The organism is Arthrobacter sp. P1_B9 (assembly GCF_056406495.1).
On the sequence record NZ_JBFUAA010000006.1, the window covers coordinates 185288 to 210495 of the forward strand.

General features: G+C 67.3%; 26 protein-coding genes. 15 read left to right on the plus strand and 11 right to left on the minus strand.

Annotation, left to right across the window (positions count from 1 at the left end; translation table 11 throughout):
• Window positions 1–67 precede the first annotated feature (67 nt).
• Window positions 68–1144 carry a DegV family protein gene (locus AC1D1A_RS10925; RefSeq protein WP_476947728.1) on the plus strand — a complete coding sequence of 359 codons (1077 nt, stop codon included), beginning with the start codon at window positions 68–70 and terminating at the stop codon, window positions 1142–1144.
• A gap of 110 nt (window positions 1145–1254) precedes the next feature.
• A complete protein-coding gene (locus AC1D1A_RS10930; protein ID WP_476849342.1) occupies window positions 1255–1434 on the plus strand; it encodes a hypothetical protein in 180 nt (59 codons plus the stop codon).
• On the opposite strand, the gene AC1D1A_RS10935 is transcribed toward AC1D1A_RS10930, so the two are convergent.
• Window positions 1425–1997 carry a hypothetical protein gene (locus AC1D1A_RS10935; RefSeq protein WP_476947729.1) on the minus strand — a complete coding sequence of 191 codons (573 nt, stop codon included), beginning with the start codon at window positions 1995–1997 and terminating at the stop codon, window positions 1425–1427. The two genes, AC1D1A_RS10930 and AC1D1A_RS10935, sit on opposite strands and share 10 nt — an antisense overlap.
• A gap of 886 nt (window positions 1998–2883) precedes the next feature.
• On the opposite strand from AC1D1A_RS10935, the gene AC1D1A_RS10940 reads away from it, so the two are divergent.
• From AC1D1A_RS10940 to holA, 3 genes are read left to right on the plus strand one after another with little or no spacing between them, the layout of a single operon-like run.
• Window positions 2884–3555 (plus strand): ComEA family DNA-binding protein, encoded by a 672-nt coding sequence (locus tag AC1D1A_RS10940; protein ID WP_476947730.1) that lies wholly within the window; start codon window positions 2884–2886, stop codon window positions 3553–3555.
• A 16-nt stretch (window positions 3556–3571) separates the two neighbouring features.
• Window positions 3572–5605 carry a ComEC/Rec2 family competence protein gene (locus AC1D1A_RS10945; RefSeq protein WP_476947731.1) on the plus strand — a complete coding sequence of 678 codons (2034 nt, stop codon included), beginning with the start codon at window positions 3572–3574 and terminating at the stop codon, window positions 5603–5605.
• Window positions 5539–6555, plus strand: a complete 1017-nt coding sequence (gene holA, locus AC1D1A_RS10950; RefSeq protein WP_028276695.1) for a DNA polymerase III subunit delta — start codon at window positions 5539–5541, stop codon at window positions 6553–6555. Before AC1D1A_RS10945 ends, holA begins: the two co-directional genes overlap by 67 nt.
• 228 nt (window positions 6556–6783) lie before the next feature.
• On the opposite strand, the gene rpsT is transcribed toward holA, so the two are convergent.
• A complete protein-coding gene (rpsT, locus tag AC1D1A_RS10955; RefSeq protein WP_018773112.1) occupies window positions 6784–7044 on the minus strand; it encodes a 30S ribosomal protein S20 in 261 nt (86 codons plus the stop codon).
• 203 nt (window positions 7045–7247) lie between these two features.
• Window positions 7248–7853, minus strand: coding sequence for a type II toxin-antitoxin system PemK/MazF family toxin (locus AC1D1A_RS10960; RefSeq protein ID WP_476947732.1), 606 nt, complete (start codon window positions 7851–7853; stop codon window positions 7248–7250).
• A 358-nt stretch (window positions 7854–8211) separates the two neighbouring features.
• Between AC1D1A_RS10960 and lepA the strand changes: the two genes are divergently transcribed.
• Both lepA and hemW read left to right on the plus strand, forming a co-directional pair.
• Window positions 8212–10065: a translation elongation factor 4 gene (gene lepA, locus AC1D1A_RS10965; RefSeq protein ID WP_026266375.1), complete on the plus strand. Its 1854-nt coding sequence runs from the start codon at window positions 8212–8214 to the stop codon at window positions 10063–10065.
• A gap of 45 nt (window positions 10066–10110) precedes the next feature.
• A complete protein-coding gene (gene hemW / locus AC1D1A_RS10970) occupies window positions 10111–11349 on the plus strand; it encodes a radical SAM family heme chaperone HemW (protein WP_476947733.1) in 1239 nt (412 codons plus the stop codon).
• A gap of 126 nt (window positions 11350–11475) precedes the next feature.
• Here hemW and AC1D1A_RS10975 read toward each other — a convergent pair whose 3' ends face one another.
• On the minus strand, window positions 11476–11895 hold the full coding sequence (locus AC1D1A_RS10975) for a DUF4870 domain-containing protein (protein WP_026537291.1): 420 nt from the start codon (window positions 11893–11895) through the stop codon (window positions 11476–11478).
• Window positions 11896–12038: 143 nt separating this feature from the next.
• Window positions 12039–12890, minus strand: a complete 852-nt coding sequence (locus AC1D1A_RS10980; RefSeq protein ID WP_476947734.1) for a DUF3097 domain-containing protein — start codon at window positions 12888–12890, stop codon at window positions 12039–12041.
• A gap of 317 nt (window positions 12891–13207) precedes the next feature.
• Here AC1D1A_RS10980 and hrcA point away from each other — a divergent pair, with 317 nt between their 5' ends.
• The 3 genes from hrcA to AC1D1A_RS10995 all read left to right on the plus strand — a co-directional run bounded on the left by hrcA (window position 13208) and on the right by AC1D1A_RS10995 (window position 16235).
• Window positions 13208–14221 (plus strand): heat-inducible transcriptional repressor HrcA, encoded by a 1014-nt coding sequence (hrcA, locus tag AC1D1A_RS10985; protein WP_476849274.1) that lies wholly within the window; start codon window positions 13208–13210, stop codon window positions 14219–14221.
• A gap of 92 nt (window positions 14222–14313) precedes the next feature.
• On the plus strand, window positions 14314–15444 hold the full coding sequence (gene dnaJ / locus AC1D1A_RS10990) for a molecular chaperone DnaJ (protein WP_028276700.1): 1131 nt from the start codon (window positions 14314–14316) through the stop codon (window positions 15442–15444).
• A gap of 2 nt (window positions 15445–15446) precedes the next feature.
• Entirely contained in the window at window positions 15447–16235 is a 789-nt protein-coding gene (locus tag AC1D1A_RS10995; RefSeq protein ID WP_476947735.1) for a 16S rRNA (uracil(1498)-N(3))-methyltransferase, read from the plus strand.
• Window positions 16236–16285: 50 nt separating this feature from the next.
• Here the strand turns inward: AC1D1A_RS10995 and AC1D1A_RS11000 are convergent, their stop codons facing one another.
• The 3 genes from AC1D1A_RS11000 to AC1D1A_RS11010 form a co-directional block, all read right to left on the minus strand.
• Window positions 16286–17167, minus strand: coding sequence for a GerMN domain-containing protein (locus AC1D1A_RS11000; RefSeq protein WP_253906772.1), 882 nt, complete (start codon window positions 17165–17167; stop codon window positions 16286–16288).
• 399 nt (window positions 17168–17566) lie between these two features.
• Window positions 17567–18685 (minus strand): PheS-related mystery ligase SrmL, encoded by a 1119-nt coding sequence (gene srmL / locus AC1D1A_RS11005; protein ID WP_476947736.1) that lies wholly within the window; start codon window positions 18683–18685, stop codon window positions 17567–17569.
• A 313-nt stretch (window positions 18686–18998) separates the two neighbouring features.
• A complete protein-coding gene (locus AC1D1A_RS11010) occupies window positions 18999–19397 on the minus strand; it encodes an NUDIX domain-containing protein (protein ID WP_476947737.1) in 399 nt (132 codons plus the stop codon).
• A 213-nt stretch (window positions 19398–19610) separates the two neighbouring features.
• Between AC1D1A_RS11010 and AC1D1A_RS11015 the strand changes: the two genes are divergently transcribed.
• Together AC1D1A_RS11015 and AC1D1A_RS11020 are read left to right on the plus strand one after the other, a co-directional pair.
• On the plus strand, window positions 19611–20684 hold the full coding sequence (locus tag AC1D1A_RS11015; RefSeq protein ID WP_476849270.1) for a DNA polymerase IV: 1074 nt from the start codon (window positions 19611–19613) through the stop codon (window positions 20682–20684).
• Window positions 20685–20772: 88 nt separating this feature from the next.
• A complete protein-coding gene (locus AC1D1A_RS11020) occupies window positions 20773–21270 on the plus strand; it encodes an N-acetyltransferase family protein (protein WP_476872440.1) in 498 nt (165 codons plus the stop codon).
• Between the two features lie 54 nt (window positions 21271–21324).
• On the opposite strand, the gene AC1D1A_RS11025 is transcribed toward AC1D1A_RS11020, so the two are convergent.
• Complete coding sequence (locus tag AC1D1A_RS11025) at window positions 21325–21840, minus strand: GNAT family N-acetyltransferase (protein ID WP_476947738.1); 516 nt, start codon at window positions 21838–21840, stop codon at window positions 21325–21327.
• Between the two features lie 46 nt (window positions 21841–21886).
• Window positions 21887–22330, minus strand: a complete 444-nt coding sequence (locus AC1D1A_RS11030) for an N-acetyltransferase family protein (protein ID WP_476947739.1) — start codon at window positions 22328–22330, stop codon at window positions 21887–21889.
• A 111-nt stretch (window positions 22331–22441) separates the two neighbouring features.
• Between AC1D1A_RS11030 and AC1D1A_RS11035 the strand changes: the two genes are divergently transcribed.
• Both AC1D1A_RS11035 and AC1D1A_RS11040 read left to right on the plus strand, forming a co-directional pair.
• Window positions 22442–22636 carry a hypothetical protein gene (locus AC1D1A_RS11035; protein ID WP_476947740.1) on the plus strand — a complete coding sequence of 65 codons (195 nt, stop codon included), beginning with the start codon at window positions 22442–22444 and terminating at the stop codon, window positions 22634–22636.
• Between the two features lie 26 nt (window positions 22637–22662).
• Entirely contained in the window at window positions 22663–23709 is a 1047-nt protein-coding gene (locus tag AC1D1A_RS11040) for an NAD-dependent epimerase/dehydratase family protein (RefSeq protein WP_476947741.1), read from the plus strand.
• Here AC1D1A_RS11040 and AC1D1A_RS11045 read toward each other — a convergent pair.
• Entirely contained in the window at window positions 23704–24375 is a 672-nt protein-coding gene (locus AC1D1A_RS11045; RefSeq protein WP_476947742.1) for a class I SAM-dependent DNA methyltransferase, read from the minus strand. The two genes, AC1D1A_RS11040 and AC1D1A_RS11045, sit on opposite strands and share 6 nt — an antisense overlap.
• Before the next feature lie 168 nt (window positions 24376–24543).
• On the opposite strand from AC1D1A_RS11045, the gene AC1D1A_RS11050 reads away from it, so the two are divergent.
• On the plus strand, window positions 24544–25059 hold the full coding sequence (locus tag AC1D1A_RS11050; RefSeq protein WP_476947743.1) for a flavin reductase family protein: 516 nt from the start codon (window positions 24544–24546) through the stop codon (window positions 25057–25059).
• Window positions 25060–25208: the final 149 nt, after the last annotated feature.

Genomic DNA, 25208 nt, shown 5'->3' on the forward strand with positions numbered 1-25208 from the left:
ATGGGACGGGCACAAGTGCCCCCGCCGGAGAAGTAAGTCCACGCGTCCCCACAGCAGGAGGTCCTTCGTGCCACACCGCGAGCCGTCAGGCTGGCCATGGCTGCGCGAGCGGCTTGTTCGCCTGCGGCAGGGTTCCCGGGACAGCATCCCCGAAGCGGCTCCCGCCGCCGTCGTGCAGGTTGCGGTGGTCACGGACTCTGCCGCCGCGCTGCCCGCGGACTGGGTCCGGGCTTTCGCTGCTGACGGCCGGCTCACCGTGGTCCCGATGCCCGTGATGGTCGGCGCCGAAATCTACGGCGAGGGTGAGGACGACATTGCGGAGACCATCGCCGTGGCCCTGGCCAGCGGCAAGCCCGTCAAGACCTCGCGTCCGTCACCGGGGCAGTTTGAACACGCCTACCGGGAGGCCAGCGAGCGTGGCTTCCAGTCCGTGGTCTCCATTCACATCTCCGCGGGGCTGTCCGGGACAGCCGACGCCGCCCGCCTGGCAGCCCAACGGGTCGGCATACCGGTAGAGGTCCTCGACTCCCGGACGGTCGGAATGGCCCAGGGGATGGGCGTGCAGGGCGCGGTGGTCGCGGCCGCCGACGGCAGGAGCGCGGCCGACGTCTTGGCCTTCGCGCAGGACCGGCTGGACCGCACCAAAGTGTACTTCTATGTCCCGACCCTGGAACAGTTGCGCCGGGGCGGCCGGATCGGGGCGGCGGCCTCGCTCTGGGGGACCATGTTCTCCATCAAACCCATCCTGGCGGTGGAAGACGGCCGGATCATCCCGCTGGAAAAGGTCCGGTCAGCGGCGAAGGCCATCGCACGCCTGGAAGAAATCGTGGCCGCGGACGCCTCCGGCCGCCCTGCCGGGCAGGCGCGGCTGGCTGTGCACCACTTTGGCAACCAGGCCGAGGCCGAAGACCTTGCCCGGCGCCTGGCCGTGGCATTACCGGCATGTCCGCCGGCCCAGATCAGCGCTCTCCCGGCAGTCCTGGCGGCACACGCCGGGCTCGGTGTGCTCGCCGTGATCGTGGGGGAGGGCAGCACCCCTGCGGCAGCGAAGCCCGATTCCTTCGCCGGGGACATCGCCAGCCCGGACAGCGGGGAAGCGCACCCTGGCAGGGCGGCGGCCGAAGCGACGGAAACCGGCGACTAGCGCGGCGGGTCCATCCGCTCGGACGCCGGACTCTGGCCGTGAACGGGCGGCGGCGGTAAAGTCACTCCACCGAACCCAGCGAACCAGCGAATCCGGAGGCCGCCATGGCAATGCAGGTGCACCACGTAGTCCAGTTCGATCGCGACGTTGCCGAAGAGGTGACCAAGTGGCTGAAATACCTCAAAGGCCAAGTGACCAGCGTTCAATTCCTCACCACCACGGTCCCGGATCCCAAGGCTGCGGATAAATGGCGCGTGCAGTACGAGGCATACATCACCTATCAGAAGTGAACCCCCCGACTGTAGCTGCGTTTCAGGGGGTAGGCACGGGCGATGTCCGTCCGGGCGTGGGCGATGCTGTACGCGCGGGTGTGGCTGGTTCCGTTGGCGCTGTCTCTGGCGTTGTCGCTGACACTGTGGTTGGTGGGGCGGTGGTTGGTGGGGCGGCCGGCTCGGACGTTGGCGGGGCGGGCGTTTCCGGGACCGTCGGTGGGGCGGCCGGCTCGGACGTTGGCGGGGCGGGCGTTTCCGGGACCGTCGGTGGGGCGGCCGGCTCGGACGTTGGCGGGGCGGGCGTTTCCGGGACCGTCGGTGGGGCGGCCGGCTCGGACGTTGGTGCGGCGGGTGTTTCCGGGACCGTCGGCACGGTGACTGGCGCGGACGTTGGCTCGGTGGTCGGTATGACGGTTGGCGTCGTGGGCGCGGGTACCGACACTGACGTTGGTGGAGTCGTTGGCGTTAGGGAGGCCGGCGGGGCTGTGGGAGGCGGAGTCGTTGGCGGCGGGGTTGGCCCGGGGTCTGGCTGATTCGGCCCGATAGTGTAGCTGGGCTGCTGGCCTGAGCCGTTGACCCACAGGGCGGCCTGCACCCGGCGGGCACTTCCGGGCTCCAGCCACCAGAGCACCTGTACGTTGCAGTGGTAGACAATCGTGACATTGGCGACGGCGCCCTGCGGCGGAACTGCATGGATCGAGGTGGCGGCTGTTTGGGTGGTCCAGATGAAATTCTGGTCGGCAGTCATTCCGGCCGTGCCGTCGACCGAAACATGCGCTATGCCGTACAGACCGTACTGGGGGCAGAAACTGCTTTCCAGAGAAAAATTGACCACCTGGGTTGAGGTGGCTTGCGTTGTGTCTGCCACGACCGGCGGGGCTGGCAGCATGGTGCCGCCAAGCGCCAGCACCGCCGCGGGCCCAAACAACCACTTCATTGCACACCAGCTTTCGACGCCTGAAATTTACCTCCAGGCGATCAGGGTTGCCCCCAGCCGGCAAAGTCTTCTCGATTGGATGCAGACGTTACCACCGGGTCCGGGCGGGCACCAGCGTAGGGAATACTTGCCTGATGCCGCGGATCTACGCGTATTACTCAGGTATATCCACATACGCCCGGTCCCCGGTATCAGCGGGGGTGAGGGCTGCCTAGAGTCGTTCCATGCCACGCCGCAACCCGGAAACTGAATCCGCCACAGGCGTCAGGGTTGCCCGTGATCGCCTGGCAGCGACGCGCTGGGCTGCCCGGGGTGCGGAAGATACTGCGGAGCCGGGCGAATCCCCGGCTCCGGGCCGGGAACCGGGCGACTCAGCGGGGCTGCTGGAGTTGCAAGTTCCGGCGCCCGGCAGCCCTGTCCCGGTCCGGGCTGATGGCGTCCTCGCTGCTGGACGATGCGTCGGTGGCGACCCTTCACACCATGCTGATGAAACCCGCGGGTACCGCCGGGGAAGAAGGCCGACGCTGGCTATGCGATTTCGGGCCAGGACAGGGGTTAAGGCCGCTGCCCTGCTGGGCGTCCTTGCCGTGGTGCTGGGCGGCTGCTTCTGGTGGCAGGCCGGAACCGGCGGCGCGCAGGTGGTGGCTCTCAGCGACTCCGCCCCCGCCGCCGAGGAAGCACCCGATCCGGCGGATGACGGGTCAACCGCGCCGCCGGGAGACGAGGCCACCGCGGCGCCCGAAAGGATCGAGGTCCATGTTGCCGGTGCCGTGGCCAGCCCGGGGGTGGTTCAACTGCCGGCGGGAAGTCGGCTGCATGAGGCGATTGCAGCGGCGGGCGGGCCCACGGTTCTCGGGGATCCGGACCGGCTCAACCTGGCCGCCGTGCTTGAGGATGGGCAGAAGGTCCTGGTGCCCATCCGCGGCGAACCCGGTGAGGCCGATACGCCCACGGACGGCTCACCTGCGCCCGGTTCCGGTCCGGGCGGCACGGGGGCAGTCGGCGGGGGCGGGAAGGTCAACCTCAACACCGCCGGCCTCGAGGAACTCGGGACCCTCCCGCGCGTCGGGCCGGTGCTGGCGCAGCGGATCGTGGATTGGCGCCAGCAGCACGGGCGGTTCAAGACAGTGCAGGAGCTCGACGCCGTCGACGGGATCGGTCCGAAGTTGCTTGAGGCCCTGCTCCCGTTGGTGGGTATCTGACGTGGCAAATCCTGAGATGGAAAAGCCTGACACTGCACAGCCTGGCACTGCACGGCGTGGCGTGGACCGGACCGGCCCGCTGGGTTCTGTGGCGGTCCCGCAGAGTCGCTGGCAGCGCTACGTCGATGCGGCCGTCGATTCCCCGGCGCGTGCGGAGCACGAGGATCCGGTGGTCTCCGGCCGGATCCGCGGATCCGGTAAACCCGCGCGAGACACCGCCGCGCGTCGGCGCCCGATCGAACGGACACGACGGACGGACCTTCGTCTGGTGCTCCCGGCACTTCTTGTCTGGGGGACCGCCGTTGCCGGAAACTGGCTGTCCCCTGCAGGGCTGGCCGGTCTCTGCACGGCGCTGGCGGCGGCCGGAGGCATGCTCTTCCTGGCCGGTCGCGTCATCCTCGGCCGTTCTGGGCTCCGCCCGGCGAGGGAGCGGGGCGCCAGGATTGGGCGGGGTGGCCACGGGCGCGGCCGCAGCGCCGGGCAGGCGGTTCCGCGCAGCATTCGCGCCACAGTGGCAGCGGCGCTGCTGTTGTCCTCCGCGGCAGGCTCACACGCCGCCGTCGAGGCCTCCCGGCGGCACGACGGCGCCATCGCAGAAGCTGTGGCCGCCCGCGCGGCCGTCGTCGCGGAACTGGAAATTGCAGGCGCCCCACGGCCGCTCAGGATTCCCGGTGCCGGTGGCCTGCCGGACCGCTGGGCAGTTCCCGTGATCCTGACGGCGATGACCTTCGGCGGCCACAGGGTCGCCGGGGACGCACGGATCGTGGTCATGGGCGGGGCCACCTGGGGAGACGCCGTTCCGGGCCAGCTCCTGCGCGCCACAGGCAAACTCCGTCCCGCCGCGCCAGGGGAGCCGGAGGCCGGACTTCTGGCAGCGACGTCTGCGCCAACCCTGCTGCGGGGACCCGGGCCCTGGCAGCAGGGTCCCGGGGAGCTTCGCCGCGCCTTCACCGCCGCGGCGGCAAGGTTCGGGGGCGACGCGGGCGGGCTGCTGCCCGGCATGGTCACCGGCGACACCAGCGCCCTGGACCCCGAGTTGGAAGCCGCCATGAAGACCGTCGGGATGACGCACCTGACCGCCGTCAGCGGGGCCAACTGCAGCCTGATCCTCGGGACGCTGCTGCTCGCCGCCCGCACGCTCCGCCTTCCGCGCGCGGCCGCCGCCGCGGCCAGCCTCGCGGGGCTGGCGCTGTTCGTCCTCATGGTGGGACCGGATCCGAGTGTGCTGCGGGCCGCACTCATGGGCAGCATCGGCCTCGCGTCCGTAGCTCTTGGCCGGGCGGGGCGCGGACTCAGCCTGCTCTGTGTTGCCGTCATCGGCCTACTGCTGGCGCAGCCGGTCCTGGCTGCCAGCTTCGGATTCCTGCTCTCGGTCCTGGCCACGCTGGGAATCGTGGTCGCCGGACGCCGCATCATGGACTGGCTGCCGCCTTCGGTGCCGCGCTGGGCGGCAGCCGGCGTCGCCGTACCCCTGTCCGCCCAGCTCTTCTGCGCCCCGGCGATCGTGTTGTTGCAGCCGCAGTTCGGCGCCTACCCCCTGCCCGCGAATGTGGCCGCCGCAGCGCTCGTGGCGCCAGTTACACTCCTCGGCACGGCCGCCGTGGTGCTCCTGCCCGCTCTCCCGGCCGCAGCGGGCCTCCTCATGGCCGCCGCTGCTGCCTTCGCAGGTGCGGTGGCGGGGGTCGCCCGGTTCTTCGCGGCACTCCCGGGCGCCGCCCTGCCGTGGCCGGAAGGAGTCTTTGGTGCAGCCACCATGGGAATCTTTTCCGCGGCTGTGCTGGCGGCGGCGTGGCTCGCCCTGCACCCTGCCGCGGCCGCCCGTGGCGTCCTCGCGGCACACGCACTGGTGGTCGCCGTCCTCGACGGACGCTCGCATGCGGCGGCACGGTCAGCCGTCCGGCGGGCCGTCAGCCGCGGCTTGGAGCACCGGTCCGGGCGTGGGACGCTTAGAGTCCGCAAACCAACTTCCGGGAGGAATCGAGAGTGGCTGCTGCCCAGACCCAACGGCCCAGGACCTCGGCGTCGAACACCGCCACCTGGCGCGATGTGACACCTGCTGCCGTCGTCCTGGTGGGCGGTCCGGAAGACTACATAGGTGCCCGGGCCATGGACCGTATCCGCGCGCAGGTCCGCGCGGTGGCGCCCGACGTCGAAATTACGCGGCTCAATGCCGGCAGCTACACGGCCGGGTCCCTGGCCATGAACGTCAGCCCTTCACTGTTCGGCGAACAAAAGCTCATCGAGGTCGACGGGCTCGAGGCGATGAACGATGCCTTCCTCGCCGATGCCCTGAAGTATGTGGTCCAGCCCGAACCGGAGGCCTTCCTGGTGCTCCGCCACGGCGGGGGAGTCCGCGGCAAGAAGCTGCTGGACGCCATCAAGGCCGCGGGCTGGCCCGTTGTCGACTGCCAGCCGCTCAAGAAAGACGCCGAGAAGATCGCCTTCGTCACGGCCGAGTTCCGGGCGGCCTCCCGGCGTATCGACCCCGACGCCGTGCACGCCCTGGTCAATGCGGTTGGCGCGCAGCTCGCGGAACTCGCCGCCGCCTGCAGCCAGCTGATCGCTGACGCCACCACCGGCGTGGACGCGGCCATGGTGGACAAGTACTACGGCGGCCGGGTCGAGGCAACGGGTTTCAAGGTCGCCGACGCCGCGATGGCCGGCAACGGCCCGCTGGCCCTGTCCACACTTCGCCACGCCCTGGCCACCGGCGCGGACCCGGTGCCGATCGTGGCTGCCCTGGCGTCGAAGTTGCGTTCCCTGGCCAAGGTGGCCGGCGCGCAGGGGTCGTCGTCGCAGATCGCCAAGCAACTGGGTATGCAGCCCTGGCTCGTCGAACAGGCCCAGCGGGAAGTCCGGCGCTGGACGCCCGAGGGGCTGGTCCGCTCGATCCAGGTCACCGCCGAGGCCGACGCCCAGGTCAAGGGCCTCTCCCGGGATCCTGTCTATGCCGTGGAACATGCGGTAACGGTGATTGCCACCTCGGCCAGGAGTTCCTGACACCCGCGTTCGAACCCAGGGCCCGGCGTGTTGGCCCTGCGGGTCCGGCCGGACCAGGTGCGGCGTGTCGGCCCTGCTGGCGCGGACCCGGCAGCGGGCAGCCGGCGGCGTACCGGAGTAGTACGAGAACGGGTGCGGAGTCGGCCCCTTGCGGAACCGGTTTAACTGGATGTGGCCGGCACCCCAGGGGTGCCGGCCACAATCATCAGTTCAAGTGAACTGGAAACCTTAGAGCGCGTTGACCTTCTTGGAGATGGCCGACTTGCGGTTTGCAGCGTTGTTCTTGTGGAGAACACCCTTGCTGACGGCCTTGTCCAGCTTGCGGCTGGCAGAAAGCAGTGCAACAGCCGCAGCATCCTTGTCGGTGGACTCAACGGCGGTGTTGACGGCGCGGATGGCCGTCTTCAGCTCAGACTTGACTGCGTTGTTGCGCAGGCGAGCCTTTTCGTTGGTCAGGATGCGCTTCTTCTGGGACTTGATATTAGCCACGTGTGAACTCTCTTTTTCAATGCGGAAAATGGTCTAGAGGGCTTTCAGATTGGCCATTGACTGAGCGGCGTGGGGATACCTATGGCGACCAACCATCTGTGGCCGTCGACCTGCACGGACACACAGCTGTAAATAATAGCAGAGATCAACGTACAGGCACGAGTGTGGGTGGCGAACCGCCGCCGCGCACGGTGTCCGCCGGGTCAGCTCCAGCCGTGCCGCTGCCGCAGCGCGGCCGCGATGTGGTTGAAGCGGCCTGCGTCCAGGATCGCTCCTTCGCGCCGGATGTCCTTCGCGTTGATCTGCAGAACCCGGTCCAGCTTCGCTTCGCTGGGCCGCCACTGACGGTCCCAGGGTCCCGTGCCGATGTCCACGTAGTCATCCGACCGGCGGGAGTCGCCGTCGTGGTCCTTGCTCGTCAGCATCAGGCCCAACAAATACCGGCCGCTGGTGCCCACCAGCAGCACCGGACGGTCCTTGCCCTGGGAGTAGTCCTCTTCGTAGGGCACCCAGGTCCAGACGATTTCGCCGGGCTCGGGCAGGCCGTTGGGTGCGGGGGCATAGCGGACGGCGGCCCGGCCCTGGAAGTCGCCGGGATATGTCCCGGTCAGTCCGGCGGCCGGGGTGCCCCCTGTGGAGCGGGCCGGGGTGCCGGGACGCGCCTGGCCCGGCCGCCGCTTCGCCGCAGGCTTTCGGGCGGATTTTGCCGCCGGCCCACGGGTGGTTCCCGGTGCGGAGCCGCCAAGTTTATCCAGGAAGCGCAGGGCATCGCGGACCGCGCCGCTGATCGATCGTAAGTTCCAAGCCATGGGGAAACCATACCGGCAACCCCTGCAGAGAAAGGGGCAGGGAAAGAGCGGGGGATAGGTGGGGCAGAGGGTGGCCGCAGTCGGCTGGCGGCCAGGCAGGGGCGGACCCAGGCACGGCGCAGCACGCGGCCAGATCCGGGGGCCAACCGCAGCGGAACCGAGGCCAGATCCGCGGTGGAATCCCGCCGAGAGTCCACCGGACCCAGGGCAGCGCGCAACGCAACGCAGGGATGCACTGCCACTGGCCCGGACGTGGGAGACTATAGGGACAGAAATGCGCCACGTCGCAGGATGGCTTACGAGCATCCGCACCGAGCCGTGGAAAAGCCAACCGTAATGCCAAGAGTAAGGACCCTGCGTGTCTCCCATGGCCCGCACCGCCCCGGTGCCCGCCGCAACAGATCCGGCCATCATCCGGAACTTCTGCATCATTGCGCACATTGACCACGGCAAATCCACACTGGCCGACCGGATGCTCCAGTTCACCGGTGTTGTCCAGTCCCGTGACATGAAGGCCCAGTACCTGGACCGCATGGACATTGAGCGCGAACGCGGCATCACCATCAAATCCCAGGCCGTCCGCATGCCCTGGGAACTCGACGGCACCAGCTACGCGCTGAACATGATCGACACCCCCGGGCACGTCGACTTCACGTACGAGGTCTCCCGCTCGCTCGCGGCCTGTGAAGGCGCGATCCTGCTGGTGGACGCGGCCCAGGGCATCGAGGCCCAGACCCTCGCCAACCTCTACCTGGCGATGGAAAACAACCTCACCATCATCCCGGTCCTGAACAAGATCGACCTCCCGGCAGCCCAGCCCGAGAAATACGCGGCGGAACTCGCCAACCTGATCGGCGGCGACCCCGACGACGTGCTCCGCGTCTCCGGCAAGACCGGCATGGGCGTCGAAGTCCTGCTGGACAAGATCGTCCGCGACCTGCCGGCACCGGTGGGCGACCCGAACGCCCCCGCCCGGGCCATGATCTTCGACTCGGTCTACGACACCTACCGCGGTGTGGTCACCTACGTCCGCGTCGTCGACGGCATGCTGCACCCGCGTGAACGCATCCAGATGATGTCCACCCGTGCCACGCACGAGCTCCTTGAGATTGGTGTGAGCTCCCCGGAACCCACCCCCTCCAAGGGCCTTGGCGTCGGCGAGGTCGGCTACCTTATCACCGGTGTGAAGGACGTCCGCCTGTCCAAGGTGGGCGACACCGTCACCAACCTGGCCAAGCCCGCCACCGAGTCCCTCCCCGGCTACGCGGACGCCAAGCCGATGGTCTTCTCCGGCCTATATCCGCTCGACGGCACGGATTATCCGGTGCTCCGCGATGCGCTGGAGAAGCTGATGCTCAACGACGCCGCACTGGTGTACGAGCCCGAAACGTCCGCCGCGCTGGGCTTCGGCTTCCGCGTGGGATTCCTGGGCCTGCTGCACCTGGAAATCACCCGCGAGCGGCTCGAACGCGAATACAACCTGGACCTCATTTCCACCGCGCCCAACGTGGAATACGAGGTCACGCTGGAGGACAAGAAGGTCGTCCACGTCACCAACCCCAGCGAATACCCCACCGGCAAGATCGCTGAGGTCCGTGAGCCGATGGTGTCCGCCACCATCCTTGCGCCGAACGAGTTTGTCGGCGCCATCATGGAGCTTTGCCAGAGCCGGCGCGGCGTCATGGGCGGCATGGACTACCTCTCCGAGGACCGGGTGGAAATCCGCTACCGCCTGCCGCTGGCCGAAATCGTCTTCGATTTCTTCGACATCCTCAAGTCCAAGACCCGCGGCTACGGGTCACTGGACTGGAAGGCCGACGGCGAGCAGGTGGCCGACCTGGTCAAGGTGGACATCATGCTCCAGGGCGAACAGGTTGATGCGTTCTCCGCCATCACCCACCGCGACAAGGCCTACGCCTACGGCGTGATGATGACCGGCAAGCTGCGCGAACTCATCCCGCGCCAGCAGTTCGAGGTGCCCATCCAGGCCGCCATCGGCTCCAGGATCATCGCCCGCGAAAGCATCCGCGCCATCCGCAAGGACGTCCTTGCCAAGTGCTACGGCGGTGACATCACCCGAAAGCGCAAGCTGCTGGAAAAGCAGAAGGAAGGCAAGAAGCGCATGAAGATGGTGGGCCGCGTCGAGGTGCCGCAGGAGGCTTTCATCGCCGCGCTGACAACGGACGAGTCCAAGGACAAGGCCAAGAAGTAACGGTGCAGGTAATGATTGTTGCTGCAGTATCGGCAGGCCGGGCCCGTGCCTAGCGTTCTTCCCCTCGGCGACCCGGCGCCGGTGGATGGGCTGCTGCCCGCCCAGGCGGGCGTGGGCGCCGATCAGCGCGCATTCGGGCTGTACGTGCACATCCCGTTCTGCGCGGTCCGTTGCGGGTACTGCGATTTCAACACCTACACCGCCACGGAGCTGGGCGGCGGGGCCTCCCAGGACGCCTACGCCTCCACCGCGATCGCGGAAGTGGAGTTCGCCGCCGCGGCCCTGAAGGGCAGCGGCCTGCCGGGCCGCCCGCTCAGCACGGTCTTCTTCGGCGGCGGCACCCCCACCCTGCTGCCGGCGGAGGACCTGGCGCGCATCCTCAGCGCCGCGATCGACGCCTGGGGACTGCAGCCCGGCGCCGAGGTGACCACCGAGGCGAACCCCGATTCCGTCACGCCCGCATCCCTGCAGCTGCTGGCCGACGCCGGGTTCACCCGCGTTTCGTTCGGCATGCAGTCGGCCGTGCCGCACGTCCTGAAGGTCCTGGACCGCACCCACACGCCCAGCCGGGTGCCCGAGGTGGTGCAGTGGGCGCGTAATGCCGGGCTCTCGGTCAGCCTCGACCTCATTTACGGGACGCCGGGGGAGTCGTTGGAGGACTGGCGCTACTCGCTCGAGACCGCACTGTCCTACGCCCCCGACCACATCAGCGCCTATGCCCTGATCGTTGAAGACGGCACCAAGCTTGCCGCGCAGATCCGCCGTGGCGAAGTGCCGGAAATCGACGACGACGACCACGCCGCCAAATACGAACTCGCCGACGAACTGATTTCCGCCGCCGGGCTCAACTGGTACGAGGTCAGCAACTGGTCCCGCACCCCCGAACAGGCCTGCCGGCACAACCTCGCTTACTGGCGCGGGGACGACTGGTGGGGCATCGGGCCCGGGGCACACTCGCACGTGGGCGGCGTCCGCTGGTGGAACGTCAAGCACCCCACCGCCTACGCCAACCGCCTCGGCGCCGGCGCCTCACCCGCCGCCGGACGCGAAACGCTGGACTCTGAAACCCGCAACGTGGAACGGGTCATGCTCGAGGCCCGGCTCAATTCCGGACTCGACATCCCAAGCCTCGGCGGCCTGGGGGACACCGGCAGGCACGCTGTCGCGGGGCTGATCGCGGACGGCCTCGTGGACCCCGCGGCGGCTTTCAAAGGCCGGCTCATTCTCACCCTTAAGGGCCGGCTGCTGGCCGACGCCGTCGTCCGCAGGATCCTGCCGGACTAGTCTGCCGGCAAAGCTTCCACGACTTGGCTGCCCGCACCAGCGGCCACAATACCCTGCCGCATAAAAGAGAGCCGGCCGCTGCCCCTGACGGGCGGCGGCCGGCTCTCGTGCTTGGGTCCGGGCCGGCTATTTGATCCAGCGCAGGTTGAACTCGTAGCGGTGCGGCTGGCCGCGGTTGACGTGGATGCCTGCCGCCACCGAGAAGCACGTCACGGCGATCCAGATCACCGTGGCGAGCACGGCGAAGAGGTTGCCCACCACCGGGATGAAGACCAGCAGATTGGCCAGTACCGCGGCCAGTGTCGGCGGCAGCGTGAAATTGAGGGCTTCCTTGGATTCCTGTGCCGTGAACGGGCCGCGGTCCTTGAAGATGAGGTAGATCAGCAGCGACGGCACGCAGCCCAGGATGCCGCCGAAGTGCGCGAGCGTGGCCCACTGGCGGTCCTCGCTGGCCGTCAGCGGCAGCGCGTTTGCCGGAACGCCATGGTACGGGGGCTGGCCATGGCCAGCCTGATTGCCCGTGTGTTCGCGTGCGTTATCTGCCACGGTGTAGCCCTTCGGATTGCGGTGATGCGTTGCTGCCTGGGTTGTGCCTGAAATAGCCGGGACCGCACTGGAAGCGCGGCCGCCGTTTCAAGAATACTTGCTCGGGCAAGGAAATGGAGATCAGGGGCGGCCGCCGCGGCGGACTAGGGCACGGTGAGGAAGTCAATGACCTCTTCCACGCGGCCAAGCAGCGACGCCTCCAGATCAGCGTAGCTGCGGACAGCCCCCAGGAGTTTCTGCCAGCCGAGGCCGATGTCCTCCTTCGTGGAGTGGGGCCACCCGAAAGCCATCAGGATCCCGGTCTTCCAGTCCGTGCCGCGGGGGATCACGGGCCACTGCTCGATCCCCAGGACCGAGGGCCGGATGGCCTGCCACACGTCCACGTAGGGGTGCCCCACAATCAGGACGTTGCCTGCGGCGCCCGGTGAGGCCATGACGGCGTCGGCGATCCGCGACTCCTTGGAGTCTGCCACCAAGTGGTCTACGAGCACGCCGAGGCGCCGGCCGGGGCCCGGGCCGAAGTCCGCCACGGCGGCCGCGAGGTCGTCAATGCCGTGCAGGGGCTCGACGACGATGCCCTCCACCCGGAGGTCATCGCCCCAGACCTTCTCCACCAGCTCGGCGTCGTGCTTTCCTTCCACCCAGATGCGGCTGGCCTTGGCCACCTGTGCGCGCTGCCCCGCCACCCGTACCGAGCCCGACGCCGTGCGGCCGGCACCGGCGGCCGGTGCCGTCTTCTTCCGGGCCGGCGGCATCAGGCGGATGGGCTGGCCGTCCAAGAGGAAGCCGAAGCCGAGGCGGAAGGACCGCGACTTGCCCCGCCGGTCCTCCAGCGCCACCACGTGCATGCCGCCGGACTTCTCCACGCGGGTTACGGCGCCCACCCAGCCGGACTGGACCTCCTCGAGGACCATCCCGCGTTCCACCGGGACTTCCGGCAGCTGGGTCTTGGCGGGGGCGGACAGGTCCTGGGGTCCCCAGTTCTGGTACGACATCTCTTCACGCTTACTTTGCACTCGGAATGTACGGCGGTCGGTGGAACTCTCCGGGGGCCGGAACCGGACCGCGACGGCGCGGCAACGGCAGCGTCTGCCACGGTCTCGGCGCCGGCGTGACGGGAATCGCGTTCCCGCGGGCCACGCCTGGAGCGAATCCAATGCTAACAACGCGGCGACTCATATTAGACTGGTTAGCACTTAGGCATGTCGAGTGCTAACCCTTGTCCTGTGGCGGGCCGTCCGTGCACCACTGGTGGACCCGGACCGGACGCGGGGGTGGCACCGGCTGCGGGACGGTCGATTGGAGGTGGAGCGTGAGCGAACCGCGCAAACTCGAAGTGTTGCGCGCCATCGTGGAGGACTACGTCCATTCGCGTGAGCCCGTTGGTTCCAAAGCGCTCGTTGAACGGCACCATCTCGGCGTCTCGAGCGCCACGATCCGAAATGACATGGCGGCGCTGGAAGACGAGGGCCTGATCACGGCACCGCACACGAGTGCAGGCCGGATCCCCACTGACAAGGGCTACCGGTTGTTCGTCGACCAGATCTCAGCGGTGAAGCCGTTGTCCCAGGCCGAGCGCCGGGCCATCCAGGCGCTGCTGGAAGGATCCGAGGACCTCGACGACATCCTTGACCGGACCGTGAGGCTCCTCTCGCACCTGACCAACCAGGTCGCCGTCGTGCAGTATCCGCTGCTCAGCCGCGCCCGGGTGCGGCACATTGAGTTCGTGCTGCTGGCGCCCAGGAAAGTGCTGGCTGTTCTGATCGCTGACACGGGCAAGGTGGAGCAGCGCGTGATCGACGTCGGGCAGGACATTCCCGACGACGCGCTGTCGGAATTGCGGAGTAGTTTTCTGGCCAGCCTCTCCGGTACGCCGCTGAGCCTGATGCCGCAGCTGCTGCCCGCCGTCGTTGCCGGTGGCCCGCCCGCGCGGCGCGGAGCAGCCCAGGCGCTGGCCCGCGGTCTTGAGGCCCTGGCCACGAGCAGCCGTGAAGAGCGCATGGTCATGGCCGGCACCGCCAACCTGGCCCGCTCCAATGTGGACTTCCCGCTCAGCATCGGCCCCGTGCTGGAGGCCCTCGAGGAACAGGTGGTCATGCTCCGCCTGCTCAGCGAAATGGCCGAAGACCCGCGCGGCGTGACCGTCAGCATCGGCCGGGAAAACCCCTACGACGGTCTCGCCGAGGCCTCGGTCGTGGCCACCGCCTACGGGCCGGACGCCACGGCCAAGGTCGGAGTGCTTGGGCCCACCCGGATGGACTATCCCACCACCATGGCCGCCGTCCGAGCGGTGGCCCGCTACCTTTCGAGGATCCTGGGGCCCTGACAGGCCCGGGACCGAATACGACTTCTTGCCCCACAGGCAGTGCCCCACAGGCAGTACCCCACAGGCAGTACAACAAGGAAGAGATACACACTTTGAGCAGCCACTACGACGTTCTTGGAGTCTCCCGCGACGCATCGGGGGAGGAGATCAAGAAGGCCTACCGGAAACTGGCCCGGACCCTGCACCCGGACGTGAACCCCGGGGAGGACGCCTCGGACAGGTTCAAGGCCGTCACGCACGCCTACGAGGTCCTCTCCGATCCGCAGAAGCGCCGGGTCTATGACACCACCGGCAACGAGAACGGCACCGACAACGGGTTCGGCGGCGGCAGCTACTCGGGCCAGGGCTTCGCCTTCCAGGACATCTTCGAGACCTTCTTCGGCGCCGGTGGCGGCCAGGGCGGCCCGGCGTCCAGGGTCCGCCGCGGCCAGGACGCGCTGATCAGCGTCCGGATCGACCTCCGCGATGCGGTGTTCGGCGTGAACAAAAAGCTCGAGGTCGACACGGCCGTCATCTGCCCCACCTGCGAGGGATCCTGCTGCCGGGAGGGCACCCACCCGGTCCGCTGCGACATCTGTGGCGGCAGCGGTCAGGTCCAGCGCGCCGTGCGGTCCATCCTGGGCCAGGTCATGACGTCCGCCCCCTGCGGGTCTTGCGAGGGCTTCGGCACCGTCATCAAGGACCCGTGCAACGAATGCAGCGGCCAGGGCCGGATCCGCAGCCGCCGCTCGCTGACCGTCAAGGTCCCGGCCGGCGTGGCCACCGGCACCCGCATCCAGCTGTCCGGCCAGGGCGAGGCCGGCCCTGCCGGCGGCCCCGCCGGGGACCTGTACGTGGAGATCAGGGTCAACAACGACGCCACTTACGTGCGCGAGGGCGATGACCTGCACGCGAGCCTCAACATTCCCATGACGGCGGCCGCCCTCGGCACCGAAATATCCCTCGACACCTTCGACGGACAGCAGGAGATCGACGTCAAGGCCGGCACCCAGTCCGGCGAGATCATCACCCTTCGCGGTCTCGGCGTCACGCACCTGCGCGGCCACGGCCGCGGCGATCTGAAGGTGCACCTGCAGGTGGAAACACCGGTCAAGCTCGATCACGTCCAGGAGGAACTTCTCCGCCAGCTGGCCAAGCACCGTGGCGAGCACCTCACGGAAGGAAAGCTTGCGGCCAGCGGCGGCGTCTTCGCCAAACTGCGGGACCGGCTCGGTAACCTGTAGCGGTGAGTAACCCGGTCTTCTTCACCGCCCCAGGCACCCTGGACCAGCAGGTCCCCGGCTCGGCCTTCGTCCTCGAGGGAACCGAGGCCCGCCACGCCGTCACCGTCAAACGGATCGGCGTCGGCGAAGCGGTCGACATCGCGGACGGCGCAGGCAAGCGCCTGACCGGCACCGTGACAGCCGTCGCTGCCGGGGAGCTGAGCGTCGAATGCGTGGACCTGGCTGAGGAACCACGGCCAGGAACACGGCTGGTCCTGGTCCAGGCCCTGGCGAAGGGCGACCGCGATGAACTGGCGGCCGAGACCGCGACCGAGTTGGGCATCGACGCCGTCATTCCCTGGCAGGCCGAGCGGTCCATTGTGCGCTGGAAGGCTGAGCGGGCCGCGAAGGCGCATGCCAAGTGGCAATCGGTGGTGACGGCAGCCGCCAAACAGGCGCGCCGGGCATGGATTCCCGAGGTCCGGGCCGTCGTCGACGGCGCCGGGCTGCAGGCGGCCGTAACGGCGGCAGACCTCGCCGTCGTCCTGCATGAAGACGCCGTGCGCCCGCTGCGGCAGGTACTCGAGGCCTGGCTGGAAAGTGTTGGGCCCGGCGATGTTGTGGCAGATGATGCCGGATCCCGTGAGGTCCTGCTGATCGTGGGTCCGGAAGGCGGCATCAGCCCGCGGGAGGTGACCCGGCTTTGCGACGCCGGTGCAGTTACGGCCCTTTTGGGGCACCATGTGCTGCGTTCGTCCACGGCCGGGCCCGCCGCCACTGTGCTGGCCAGCGACATCCTCGGCCGCTGGTGACCTGCGGCAGCCGCCGCCGCAGGTGACGTGATGCCTTGTTGAGGTGACGGCTACTTGACCGTGAACCCGCGGGTGTCCTGGAATACTTCCTTGGCGCTGTCGGATGCGTCCACCTGGGACACCCGGACCTCGTAATTGCCCGGGCCGAGGTTCACGGACAAGGTGAACAGCCCGGGCCGGGCTGCATCGGCGGAGGCGGTGGCGCTGCCGTTGAGATACGCGGTCTTGGCGTTGTCGCCGTCGCCGTCGACCTTGAGGATCGCCCAGCGGAGCTTCCCGCCCTGGACGGTGCTGCGGCCGCTGATCTTGACCGAACCGTCGGCCACGGACGTGCCCTCCTGCGGATCAATGATCCACACTGGTGCCACCATCCCGGCGCTGCGGGAGGTCGGCTCGCCCAGGCGGACATGGTTGAAGGCGACGTAGTCGGTGTGACCGTCCACCAGCACAACCACCTGGACCTGCTGTCCGGCATCGATGAGTCCGGCGCTGGCCGCGGCAGCTGTCGCCGTGTAGACGAGCTGCTGGATAGCGCGCTCGGCCATGGCCGCATCCACGTTGCTGTTGAAGGCATCAGCGGAGACATCCACCGTGATGACGTTCTTGCCGGAAATCGAGGTCGCCAGCTTCTTCGGATTTTGCCAGGGCGTGAAAAAATCCGGGTCCAATGGCTTCTGCGACATCATGACCCGCAGGGCGCGGGTGACGGGATTGTCCTGATCCGGAACGTCGCGGAACTCGCGGTAGAGAAACGCGTTGTCATTGCCACGGCCGATCCAATACACCGGAGCCTTGTTCGACGTCTGGGCAGTCTCCAGCGGTGCGCTCGTGGTGGGGGCGCCCGACGCCGGGGCGGGAATGAGCTCTGATGGGCTGCTGGAATTCGTGATGCCGCTCTGCGGCGTCGCCACGCAGCCGGACAGGACGAGCACGGCAGGCAGCGCCAACGCCAGCGCGACGCGGCGGACGCGCCCCGCCGATGGCTGCTGAACTCCACGCTTCCTGATGCCGCTGTCCCTTCGTCGTACGCCCCGCGTTCCGCGGTGATGATCCGTTTGTAGCCGTCGTCGGCCGTCGACGGCCGCCCCATCCCTCACCGGCCGGAGACCGGCCCGGCGATCCCGGGACAGCCGGATTCCAGCATGGCACACGGGCGCGGCGCGGCAGCCGGGTTTGGGCCCTGGCGCCGGAACTGCAACGGGAACGATATGAGGCCGATACAAAGTTGATACCTAATGGCGTCCACTTGTGGTTCCTGGCACTGACATGGTCCGGCCGCGTCTCCATGCCTGCTGTGCCAGCAGCCCGATGGTGAACTGGCACGGCAGGCACTATCCTGCGATGAGTTCCTTGACGGGCCCCTCGTGCAGGGCCAGGTAGACGTCGTCTCGGATCCGATTCGCCTCCGGGTCTGTCATGGTCCGGGCGAGGGGACGCAGCACCAGGCGTATCAGCGCATTGGCCTGCCCATCGCTGAGGCGGAGTCGTTTCCTCGCCGCTGCGGGGAGGTCAGCGCAGGGTGTCAGGGCCAGGAGTTCGACGCTTTCCAGATCGTCGGCCTTTGCGCCCAACGCTGTTCGCACCCGGTCTCCAAGCACTTCGGTATCCAGGTCAGCGGGAATGACGATGGAGATGTCCCGGCGGATGGAGGGCATCTGGGAAACTGGATTCCACCGGGACAGGTCCAGCATCTGCTGGTCGATCTTCTGGTCTGTGGACCGAAGCAGCCTGATGTCGGGGATGCCCTTGCGGAGCATGAGGGCGCGGTCCAATCCCATGCCCAGAGCCAGTCCCGACCACTTGGTGGGATCCAGGCCGGCCCCGGAGAACAGATGCGGCGCGATGAGCCCGCACTCGGCGAGTTCGAGCCATTCCCCGTCCGCGAGGACATCGACCTGCAAGCCTTCTTCGGTGTAGGGGTGATCTGCCGGAACTGCGCGCCAGGGTGCTCCTGGAAGCACCGCCTGCACCAGCGATCCGACCATTTCCTGCAGGTTGCCGGCGTCGAGCTGTCCCCGTGAGCTGACGCGCCATAGGTCGACCTGGTGGGGAGTTCCCACGTGGGTGCGGTCGATGCAATCACGCCGGTAGACCAGACCGGGGACCGCCCAGAGCTCGTCCATGGATTGGTCCGCGTGCAGTGCACGCAGCAGCGGCGGGATGGAAGCCGACGTGTGGCTTCGGAGCATGACCGTCGGGCTGAGATAGCGGGAATACCTTTGATCCCGCGTCACATCTGATTCCTTGAACCCCAAGTGGTCGTAATTGTCGGCCACGCTCACCAGCGGGCTGTGGCGGACGATTCGTTGTGGCACTCTCCATTCGCGGCCGAGCGCGTCGAGGATGCCCTGCAACAGCGGCTGCATTGCATGGGGCCCGCCGTCCGGATCTGAAAGATCGCGGATGGTCAAAGCGTCGTGGAGCTCGGAGGGACTGAGATATGAGGGCATTGCAGGTCCTTGTTTTCGGATTTCGAGTGGTGGGTTGACTTCCCCCGACTCAAACCCGGCGCCAGGACCTAGGCGCGCGCCTCAGAGCCCTCGCGGCCGGGGACCGGCCGGGGGCATATAAATCGACGCGAAAGTTGCATGCGCCGACTATACCCCCGATGCGCACCCGGCACGCGTTTCCTCGAGCCGGACGGTCTGGCTCCATATGCCAAGGTGCTCCGAAGGCCGACATCTATCAGAACCCATCCGCGGGCCGGCCTTTATCAGAATGCGTGTAAGTCTGTCCTCTTCAGGCGCCGCCGTTTCTTAAACTTCAAAGGTGTTGAAGTACTTCGGTGTAATGGGCGTGCGCGAGGTCCAGTCCGAGGGCATCGTTAGGGCTGAACCAGCGTATTTCGGAGTGCTCATCCCTGGCCAAGTTCGCAGGATCGCCGGTCCACATTTCCAGGACCCACCCCGAGAGCGCCAACCCCTCAGGTGAGCCCTCGTTGTCCTGGACCCTAAACGTGGGAGTGTTCGTAGGCGGGACAACGTTGACTGCGATTTCTCCGAGGAGCTCCCTGGCCAGCGCCTCGCCGGCTGATTCGCCGTCCTCGATGTGGCCGCCCGGAAAGTCCCACATACCCGGGTACCATTTCGATGTCGGGACCCGGCGGCACATCAGAACGCCTCGTGGCCCGAAGAGTACGCCGACGGCAATGCGGTGGGTCATCGCATCAGTCGATCACGGGGGCATCCAGCACACAAATCATCCCGTGGGGTCGGGCACGAACCCGCGGACCTCCCGCGCGCAGCGGCAAGCGGCGGCGATCTTGGCAGCCCGCACCAATGCTTCGTCACGGGAGGGCGCGTCGACGACGGAGAGTCCGGCCAGGCTTGGTGGAGGGCCGATGCTTGCTAGGGATGTTTAGGGCACACTGGTGGCGTGAGCGGAATCCCATGGGTGCTGCACGTCGATCTCGACCAGTTCATCGCGGCGGTTGAAGTGCTCCGGCGGCCGGAGCTTGCTGGCAAGCCGATCATTGTCGGCGGTCGGGGCGACCCCACGGAACGCGCCGTGGTGTCGACGGCATCCTACGAAGCGAGGGCATTCGGCGTGGGTTCCGGAATGCCCTTACGCATTGCGGCCCGGAAAGTGCCCGATGCTGTGATCCTGCCCGTCGATCAGGAGGCTTACCTCGCGGCGTCTGAAACGGTCATGGCTACCCTGCGCGCGCAGCCCGGCGCCACAGTGCAGGTGCTGGGGTGGGATGAAGCTTTTGTAGGCACCGAGACAGAGAATCCGGAAGCCTACGCCCGGCAGGTGCAGGCCGCTGTCCTGGAGCGAACGCAGCTTCACTGCAGCGTGGGCATCGGCGACACCCTGGTACGAGCCAAGGTCGCCACCGGTTTCGGCAAGCCGGCCGGCGTCTTCCGTCTCACTGCCGCGAACTGGCTCGACGTCATGGGCAGTCGGCCCACCAAGGAGCTCTGGGGCGTCGGAACCAAGGTGTCGGGCAGGCTGGCCAAACTCGGCATCAACACAGTGGCCGAGCTAGCCGCGTCCGACCCCCGGGACCTGGTCCCGGAGTTCGGCCCCAGGATGGGACCTTGGTACGCGGAGCTCGGACGCGGGGACGGCGCCAGCGTTGTGGACGATACCCCGTGGGTTGCCCGCGGGCATAGCCGGGAGACCACCTTCCAGCGCGACCTGACCGAACCCGCCCAGGTCGACGACGCCGTGAGGGAGCTGACAGCGCGCGTCCTGGAGGATGTTGTGGCCGAAGGTCGGCCCGTGGTTGGGCTGACCCTAAAGGTCCGCTACGCGCCGTTCGTCACCAAAACCCACGCGAGGAAGCTTCCCGAGACATTCGACCGGGACGAAATCCTCGCGGAGGCGTTGGACCTCGCAGCCGGAATCGAAGCAGACCGTCCGATCCGGCTCCTGGGCCTGCGGGCCGAAATGGCAATGCCCGACGATGCCCGAAAGGGACATACGCCGACACGCGGCGGCTGGTGACGGCGTCGCTTCCTCCCCGGTGCGGCGTTCTACCGGCCGGCTGCAAAATGACCCTGGGAAGCCCCCAAGTCAAAGTTAGGCTGGGACGATGGAATATCAGATCCGCCAGGCCGCGGTCGAGGACGCTGATGCCGTGGTTAGGATGCACACCCTGGCCCATGAGGAATGCTACGGGCACCTTTTGTCCCCGACGTTCTTCGATGCGCGCCGTGCCAGCATGCCGCTGCGCGTGGAAAAACGCCGGCCGTATCTGGACAGCGCCCAGCCGCGAATCATCGCCGTGGACGAGGGCAATGAAATAGTTGGATTTGCCGACGCAGGCACGGGGCGTGACGATGACCTGCCCGGCGAACTTGAGCTTTACTCCATTTACACTCTGAGGCGCACCCATGGCACTGGGCTCGGTGTCGCCCTGTTGAAGGCCGCCCTCGGCGATTTACCCGCCTACCTGTGGGTCCTTGAGGCCAACGTGCGCGCTCAGGCCTTTTACGTCAAGAACGGTTTTCAGCCCGATGGGACGCGTAAGTTGCTTTCACCCGAGTGGGAGGAACTACCTGAAATACGGATGGTCCGCTCCGACATTTAGCCGGGCAGGTGCCACGCTGACCACCGGCTGAGGTCACCTGCCGTGCGTGCGTTTTCAGCTGGTGCCGACCGCTGTAAAGACGAGAGAATCACGCCACTGTCCACGAATGAGTTTGTCCGCCCTCCGCGACCCGATCTGGACCAATCCGATCTTTTCCAGCACCCTCGCAGAAGCGGTGTTTTCAGGTCTGCAGGTTGCGGTAATGTCCTGCAGTTTGAGAGTTCCTTGGCCGAACCTGAGGAGGGCGGCTGCGGCCTCAGTGGCATATCCGCGCCCCCAGTGGTCAGCATCAATCACGTACCCCAGCTCGCCCCGGCCACGATCAATGCCGAGTCCGACAGAACCAAAGGGTTCGCCCCTGGGAAAAGTGACAGCAAGAGTGAAGTTTGTCCGGTTCGAACCGCGTTGCGCCGCCGAGCACATTTTAAGGAATTCCAGCGTTTCGCCGGTTGTATTCGGTCCCCAGTCCACGTATTCGGCGATCCTCAAGTCGGAAGCGAATGAATGTACCGCAGCGAAATCATCCAGGGTGTACTCGCGCAGCAGGAGACGATCAGTCTGCAATTCCATGTGTCCATCATGCCGGGGCCGGCGCATCGGCCTGGGGGGCCGTGGGTTAAAACCTGAGAATGTTCAATTCCGCGGCCGGTTCGAAACCAAGCCGCGCGTAAAAGCCGCGTGATGCGTCGGAGGGGGAAAGCACCATCCGTACGGCCTTGATGCCTTGCGCGAACTGGATCGATGCCTCCACGAGCCGGCCGCCGATTCCGGCGTTCCGAAACGCCGGAAGCACGTAGGCGTTGCCCAGATAGACCCACCGGGACGATTCTGTTCCGGGTTTGGGCATCCGCTCGAAAATCATCAGGTTGAGCATCCCGACGAGTTCGCCACCGTAGTCGGCCACAAAGAACTTTCGGGGGCTGGCATTCATCCACTCCATGAAGACGGCGTCGAAAGCGGGATCGTCCATGGGCGCGGGGTCCTGTTCCGCCGCCCACGTGGCCCTTAGCGTCGCAAGGCCGGGCACATCGTCTGGGCGCCCTTCGCGAATGATGAACATGGAAGTACCCTACTTTGGCGGGGCGCCCGCCTCCCACTGAAGGTCCGCAGGGCGACCTCGAAGAAGCGGCACGACGCTGAGCCTGACATCGACACAAACCAGGTCGGCCTCATGATCGCGGATCAGTTTCCGGGGTGGGCCGGGCTCCGTCTGAAGCCGGTGTCATCCAGCGGGACGGACAACGTCATGCTCACGCTCGGTGACCGGCTCGTCGTCCGGCTTCCCCGCGCGGCCGCCGCGGTTCCCGCGCTCTCCAAGGAGTGGAAATACCCGAGGCTTCTTGGTCCCGGCATCGCCTCCGCCTGACGCACCCGTCCGTTAGAGTCGGACAAATGAAACGGGCTGTGATCCTTGGAGGCACTGGCGTTCTCGGCCGCGCGATTGCGTGGCGGCTGATCCGTGCCGGCTGGGCCGTGGACATGACGGGCCGGGACCGGACCAAGATGCCGGCTGACCTGGCTGCCGCCGGTGCCCGATTTATCGCCGCCGAACGTCGTGACGACGCCGCACTGGCCGGGGTGATGGCCGGTGGTGCCGATCTCCTCGTGGACGCGGTGTGCTACACCGAGGCCGACGCCCGGCAACTCCTGCCGCACCTGGCCGCGGTGACCTCTGCCGTCATGCTCTCGAGCAAGGCCGTGTACGTTGACGCCGCCGGCAACCACGTCAATTCCGAGGTAGCACCCCGCTTTGATGCGCCGATCCTCGAGAACAATCCGACCATGCGGCCGGGAACCGGGGACTACCAATCCCGGGAAGGCTATGGCGCCAACAAGGTGGCTGCCGAGAACACCCTCCTGGGCAGCGGCCATCCCGTGACGGTGATCCGGGCGTCCAAGGTACATGGTGAGGGCGCGGCCCTTCCCCGGGAATGGATGTTCGTCAAACGGGTGCTCGACCGGCGCCCGGCCGTGTTCCTGGCCCATGCGGGGCAGGGCGCGGACCACACGACGGCAGCGGTGAACACGGCGGCCCTCGTGGAACGGGTTGCCGCCGTGCCCGCGGCACGAATCCTCAACAGCGCCGATCCAGATGCGCCGAATGCCCGGCAGATCGCCGCAGCAATTGCCCGCTACCTGGGCCACCACTGGGAAGAGGTGCTTCTGGATGACAGCGCACCCACGGGCCTCGGTGACCATCCGTGGGATTTCCGGCCTCCGCTGGTACTGAGCACCAAGGCCTCCCTTAACCTCGCCTATGAACCTGTTGGGACATACGCTCAGACCATCCCGCATCAGGTGGACTGGCTGGTGAAGGCCGCAGCGGCCGGAGCCATGCCGGGAACCGGCGATCCGTCCCTCAAGCACTATCTCGACTACTCCCGTGAAGAGCAGTTCACCGCTGGTTCGACCCTGCGAACACGCCAACGTCCGCTATGAGGGACTAAGTGTTGAAGACACGAAGGGTTTGTCGACGAGGATGGCGGCCTGTGGATGTTTTTCCTTGGCCCTCGGTGAACGCATCAACTGGGCGCGCATCACAAAGCCTTGTTCGGTGAACCGGAGCGCCACCTCTTCGGGTGCGTGCAGTTCCGCCCGGAGCTGGACGTCGTGTCCGTAGGCACGGTCAATCGTGCGGTGGCCGCTGCCGGCGTGGAAGGCGACGAGCGCCGAACCGCCAGGGCGGAGCGCCCTCCAGAACTCGCGCGCGATCGCCGGCAGCGCCGTCGGGGGAGAGTGGATGATCGAATACCAGGCGAGGACGCCGTCCGCAGCTGCGTCCGCTTGGGGCAGGTCCGTCAGCTCTCCCAGCTCGAACAACAGCCCGGGATGCAGTTGTTGCGCGATCCGGACCATTTCGGGCGACAGGTCGACTCCGCTGACGTTCAGCCCCGCCTGGCCGAGATAGCTGCTCATTCGTCCGGCACCGCATCCGACGTCGATCACCGTCCGGTCCGCCGTGCCGCGCATGTGGGCGATGAAATGGTCCATCATGGCCATATCCAGCGGGGCCTCGAAACTGGTATCCGGGATCACCGCTGAATAGGTCTCGGCCACTGTGTCGTACGCGGATCTGACGTCCATCAAATTTTCCTGGGTTGCCATCAACCGAGCCTAACGGCCATGGCCGGCGAACGCCTGGTGCCGAATTCTTACGTCATGCAACGGGTCCGTGACGCGTTGTGTCGTTGCGCGACTGTGCGTTGCAGCCGGGCTTGGGAACCCGCGTCCGCGGTGGTTGATTGGGGCTACCAGCGCTCGAAAGGACCCGCCATGACGGAACATTCTGACCCCAGCCCGAAGGAACTCCGCCACATTCTCGGACACTTCGCCACCGGCCTGACGGTGATCACTGCAGCAACCCAGCACGGGCCGGCCGGTTTCACATGCCAGTCCTTCGCCTCCCTGTCCCTGGAGCCGGCCCTGGTCACATTCAGCCCCGCACGGACATCGAGCACCTGGCCGCAGTTGCGTGCGGCGGGACGGTTTACCGTGAACATCCTGGCCGCAGAGCACCAGCTTCTGGCGGGGCAGTTCGCGCGCTCGGGGACGGATAAGTTCGCCGGCGTCGGCCATTCGCCCTCGCCGCTGGGCAACCCCGTCCTGGATAACGCCCTGGCCTGGGTTGATTGCGAACTCCACCAGGAGTACGACGGCGGCGACCTCACGATCGTCCTCGGCGCCGTCCGCGCCCTGGGCGCCCGCCCCGACGCTGAGCCCCTGCTCTTCTACAAGGGACGCTACGCCGGCGTCGGGTCCCGCGCCGGCGCGCTGGAGAGCGCGGCCTGACCGTGTCGGAACCGAAGGCGGAACCGAAGCCGGAGCGGGAGCCGAAGCCGGAGCGGGAACCCGGCAACGCGGAACAGCCGTGCCCGGCAACAGGCGCCCACTGGCTGGAGGGGTGGGTCGTCTTCGGAAACGCCTACCCGTAACAGCCG

Coding starts and splice junctions, on each gene's coding strand:
- AC1D1A_RS10930 (WP_476849342.1), top strand. CDS start 1,255: ATGCAGGTGCACCACGTAGTCCAGTTCGATCGCGACGTTGCCGAAGAG.
- AC1D1A_RS10940 (WP_476947730.1), top strand. CDS start 2,884: ATGCGATTTCGGGCCAGGACAGGGGTTAAGGCCGCTGCCCTGCTGGGC.
- AC1D1A_RS10945 (WP_476947731.1), top strand. CDS start 3,572: ATGGAAAAGCCTGACACTGCACAGCCTGGCACTGCACGGCGTGGCGTG.
- AC1D1A_RS10960 (WP_476947732.1), bottom strand. CDS start 7,853: ATGGCTTGGAACTTACGATCGATCAGCGGCGCGGTCCGCGATGCCCTG.
- AC1D1A_RS10980 (WP_476947734.1), bottom strand. CDS start 12,890: ATGTCGTACCAGAACTGGGGACCCCAGGACCTGTCCGCCCCCGCCAAG.
- srmL (WP_476947736.1), bottom strand. CDS start 18,685: ATGCCCTCATATCTCAGTCCCTCCGAGCTCCACGACGCTTTGACCATC.
- AC1D1A_RS11010 (WP_476947737.1), bottom strand. CDS start 19,397: ATGACCCACCGCATTGCCGTCGGCGTACTCTTCGGGCCACGAGGCGTT.
- AC1D1A_RS11020 (WP_476872440.1), top strand. CDS start 20,773: ATGGAATATCAGATCCGCCAGGCCGCGGTCGAGGACGCTGATGCCGTG.
- AC1D1A_RS11025 (WP_476947738.1), bottom strand. CDS start 21,840: ATGGAATTGCAGACTGATCGTCTCCTGCTGCGCGAGTACACCCTGGAT.
- AC1D1A_RS11030 (WP_476947739.1), bottom strand. CDS start 22,330: ATGTTCATCATTCGCGAAGGGCGCCCAGACGATGTGCCCGGCCTTGCG.
- AC1D1A_RS11035 (WP_476947740.1), top strand. CDS start 22,442: ATGATCGCGGATCAGTTTCCGGGGTGGGCCGGGCTCCGTCTGAAGCCG.
- AC1D1A_RS11040 (WP_476947741.1), top strand. CDS start 22,663: ATGAAACGGGCTGTGATCCTTGGAGGCACTGGCGTTCTCGGCCGCGCG.
- AC1D1A_RS11045 (WP_476947742.1), bottom strand. CDS start 24,375: ATGGCAACCCAGGAAAATTTGATGGACGTCAGATCCGCGTACGACACA.
- AC1D1A_RS11050 (WP_476947743.1), top strand. CDS start 24,544: ATGACGGAACATTCTGACCCCAGCCCGAAGGAACTCCGCCACATTCTC.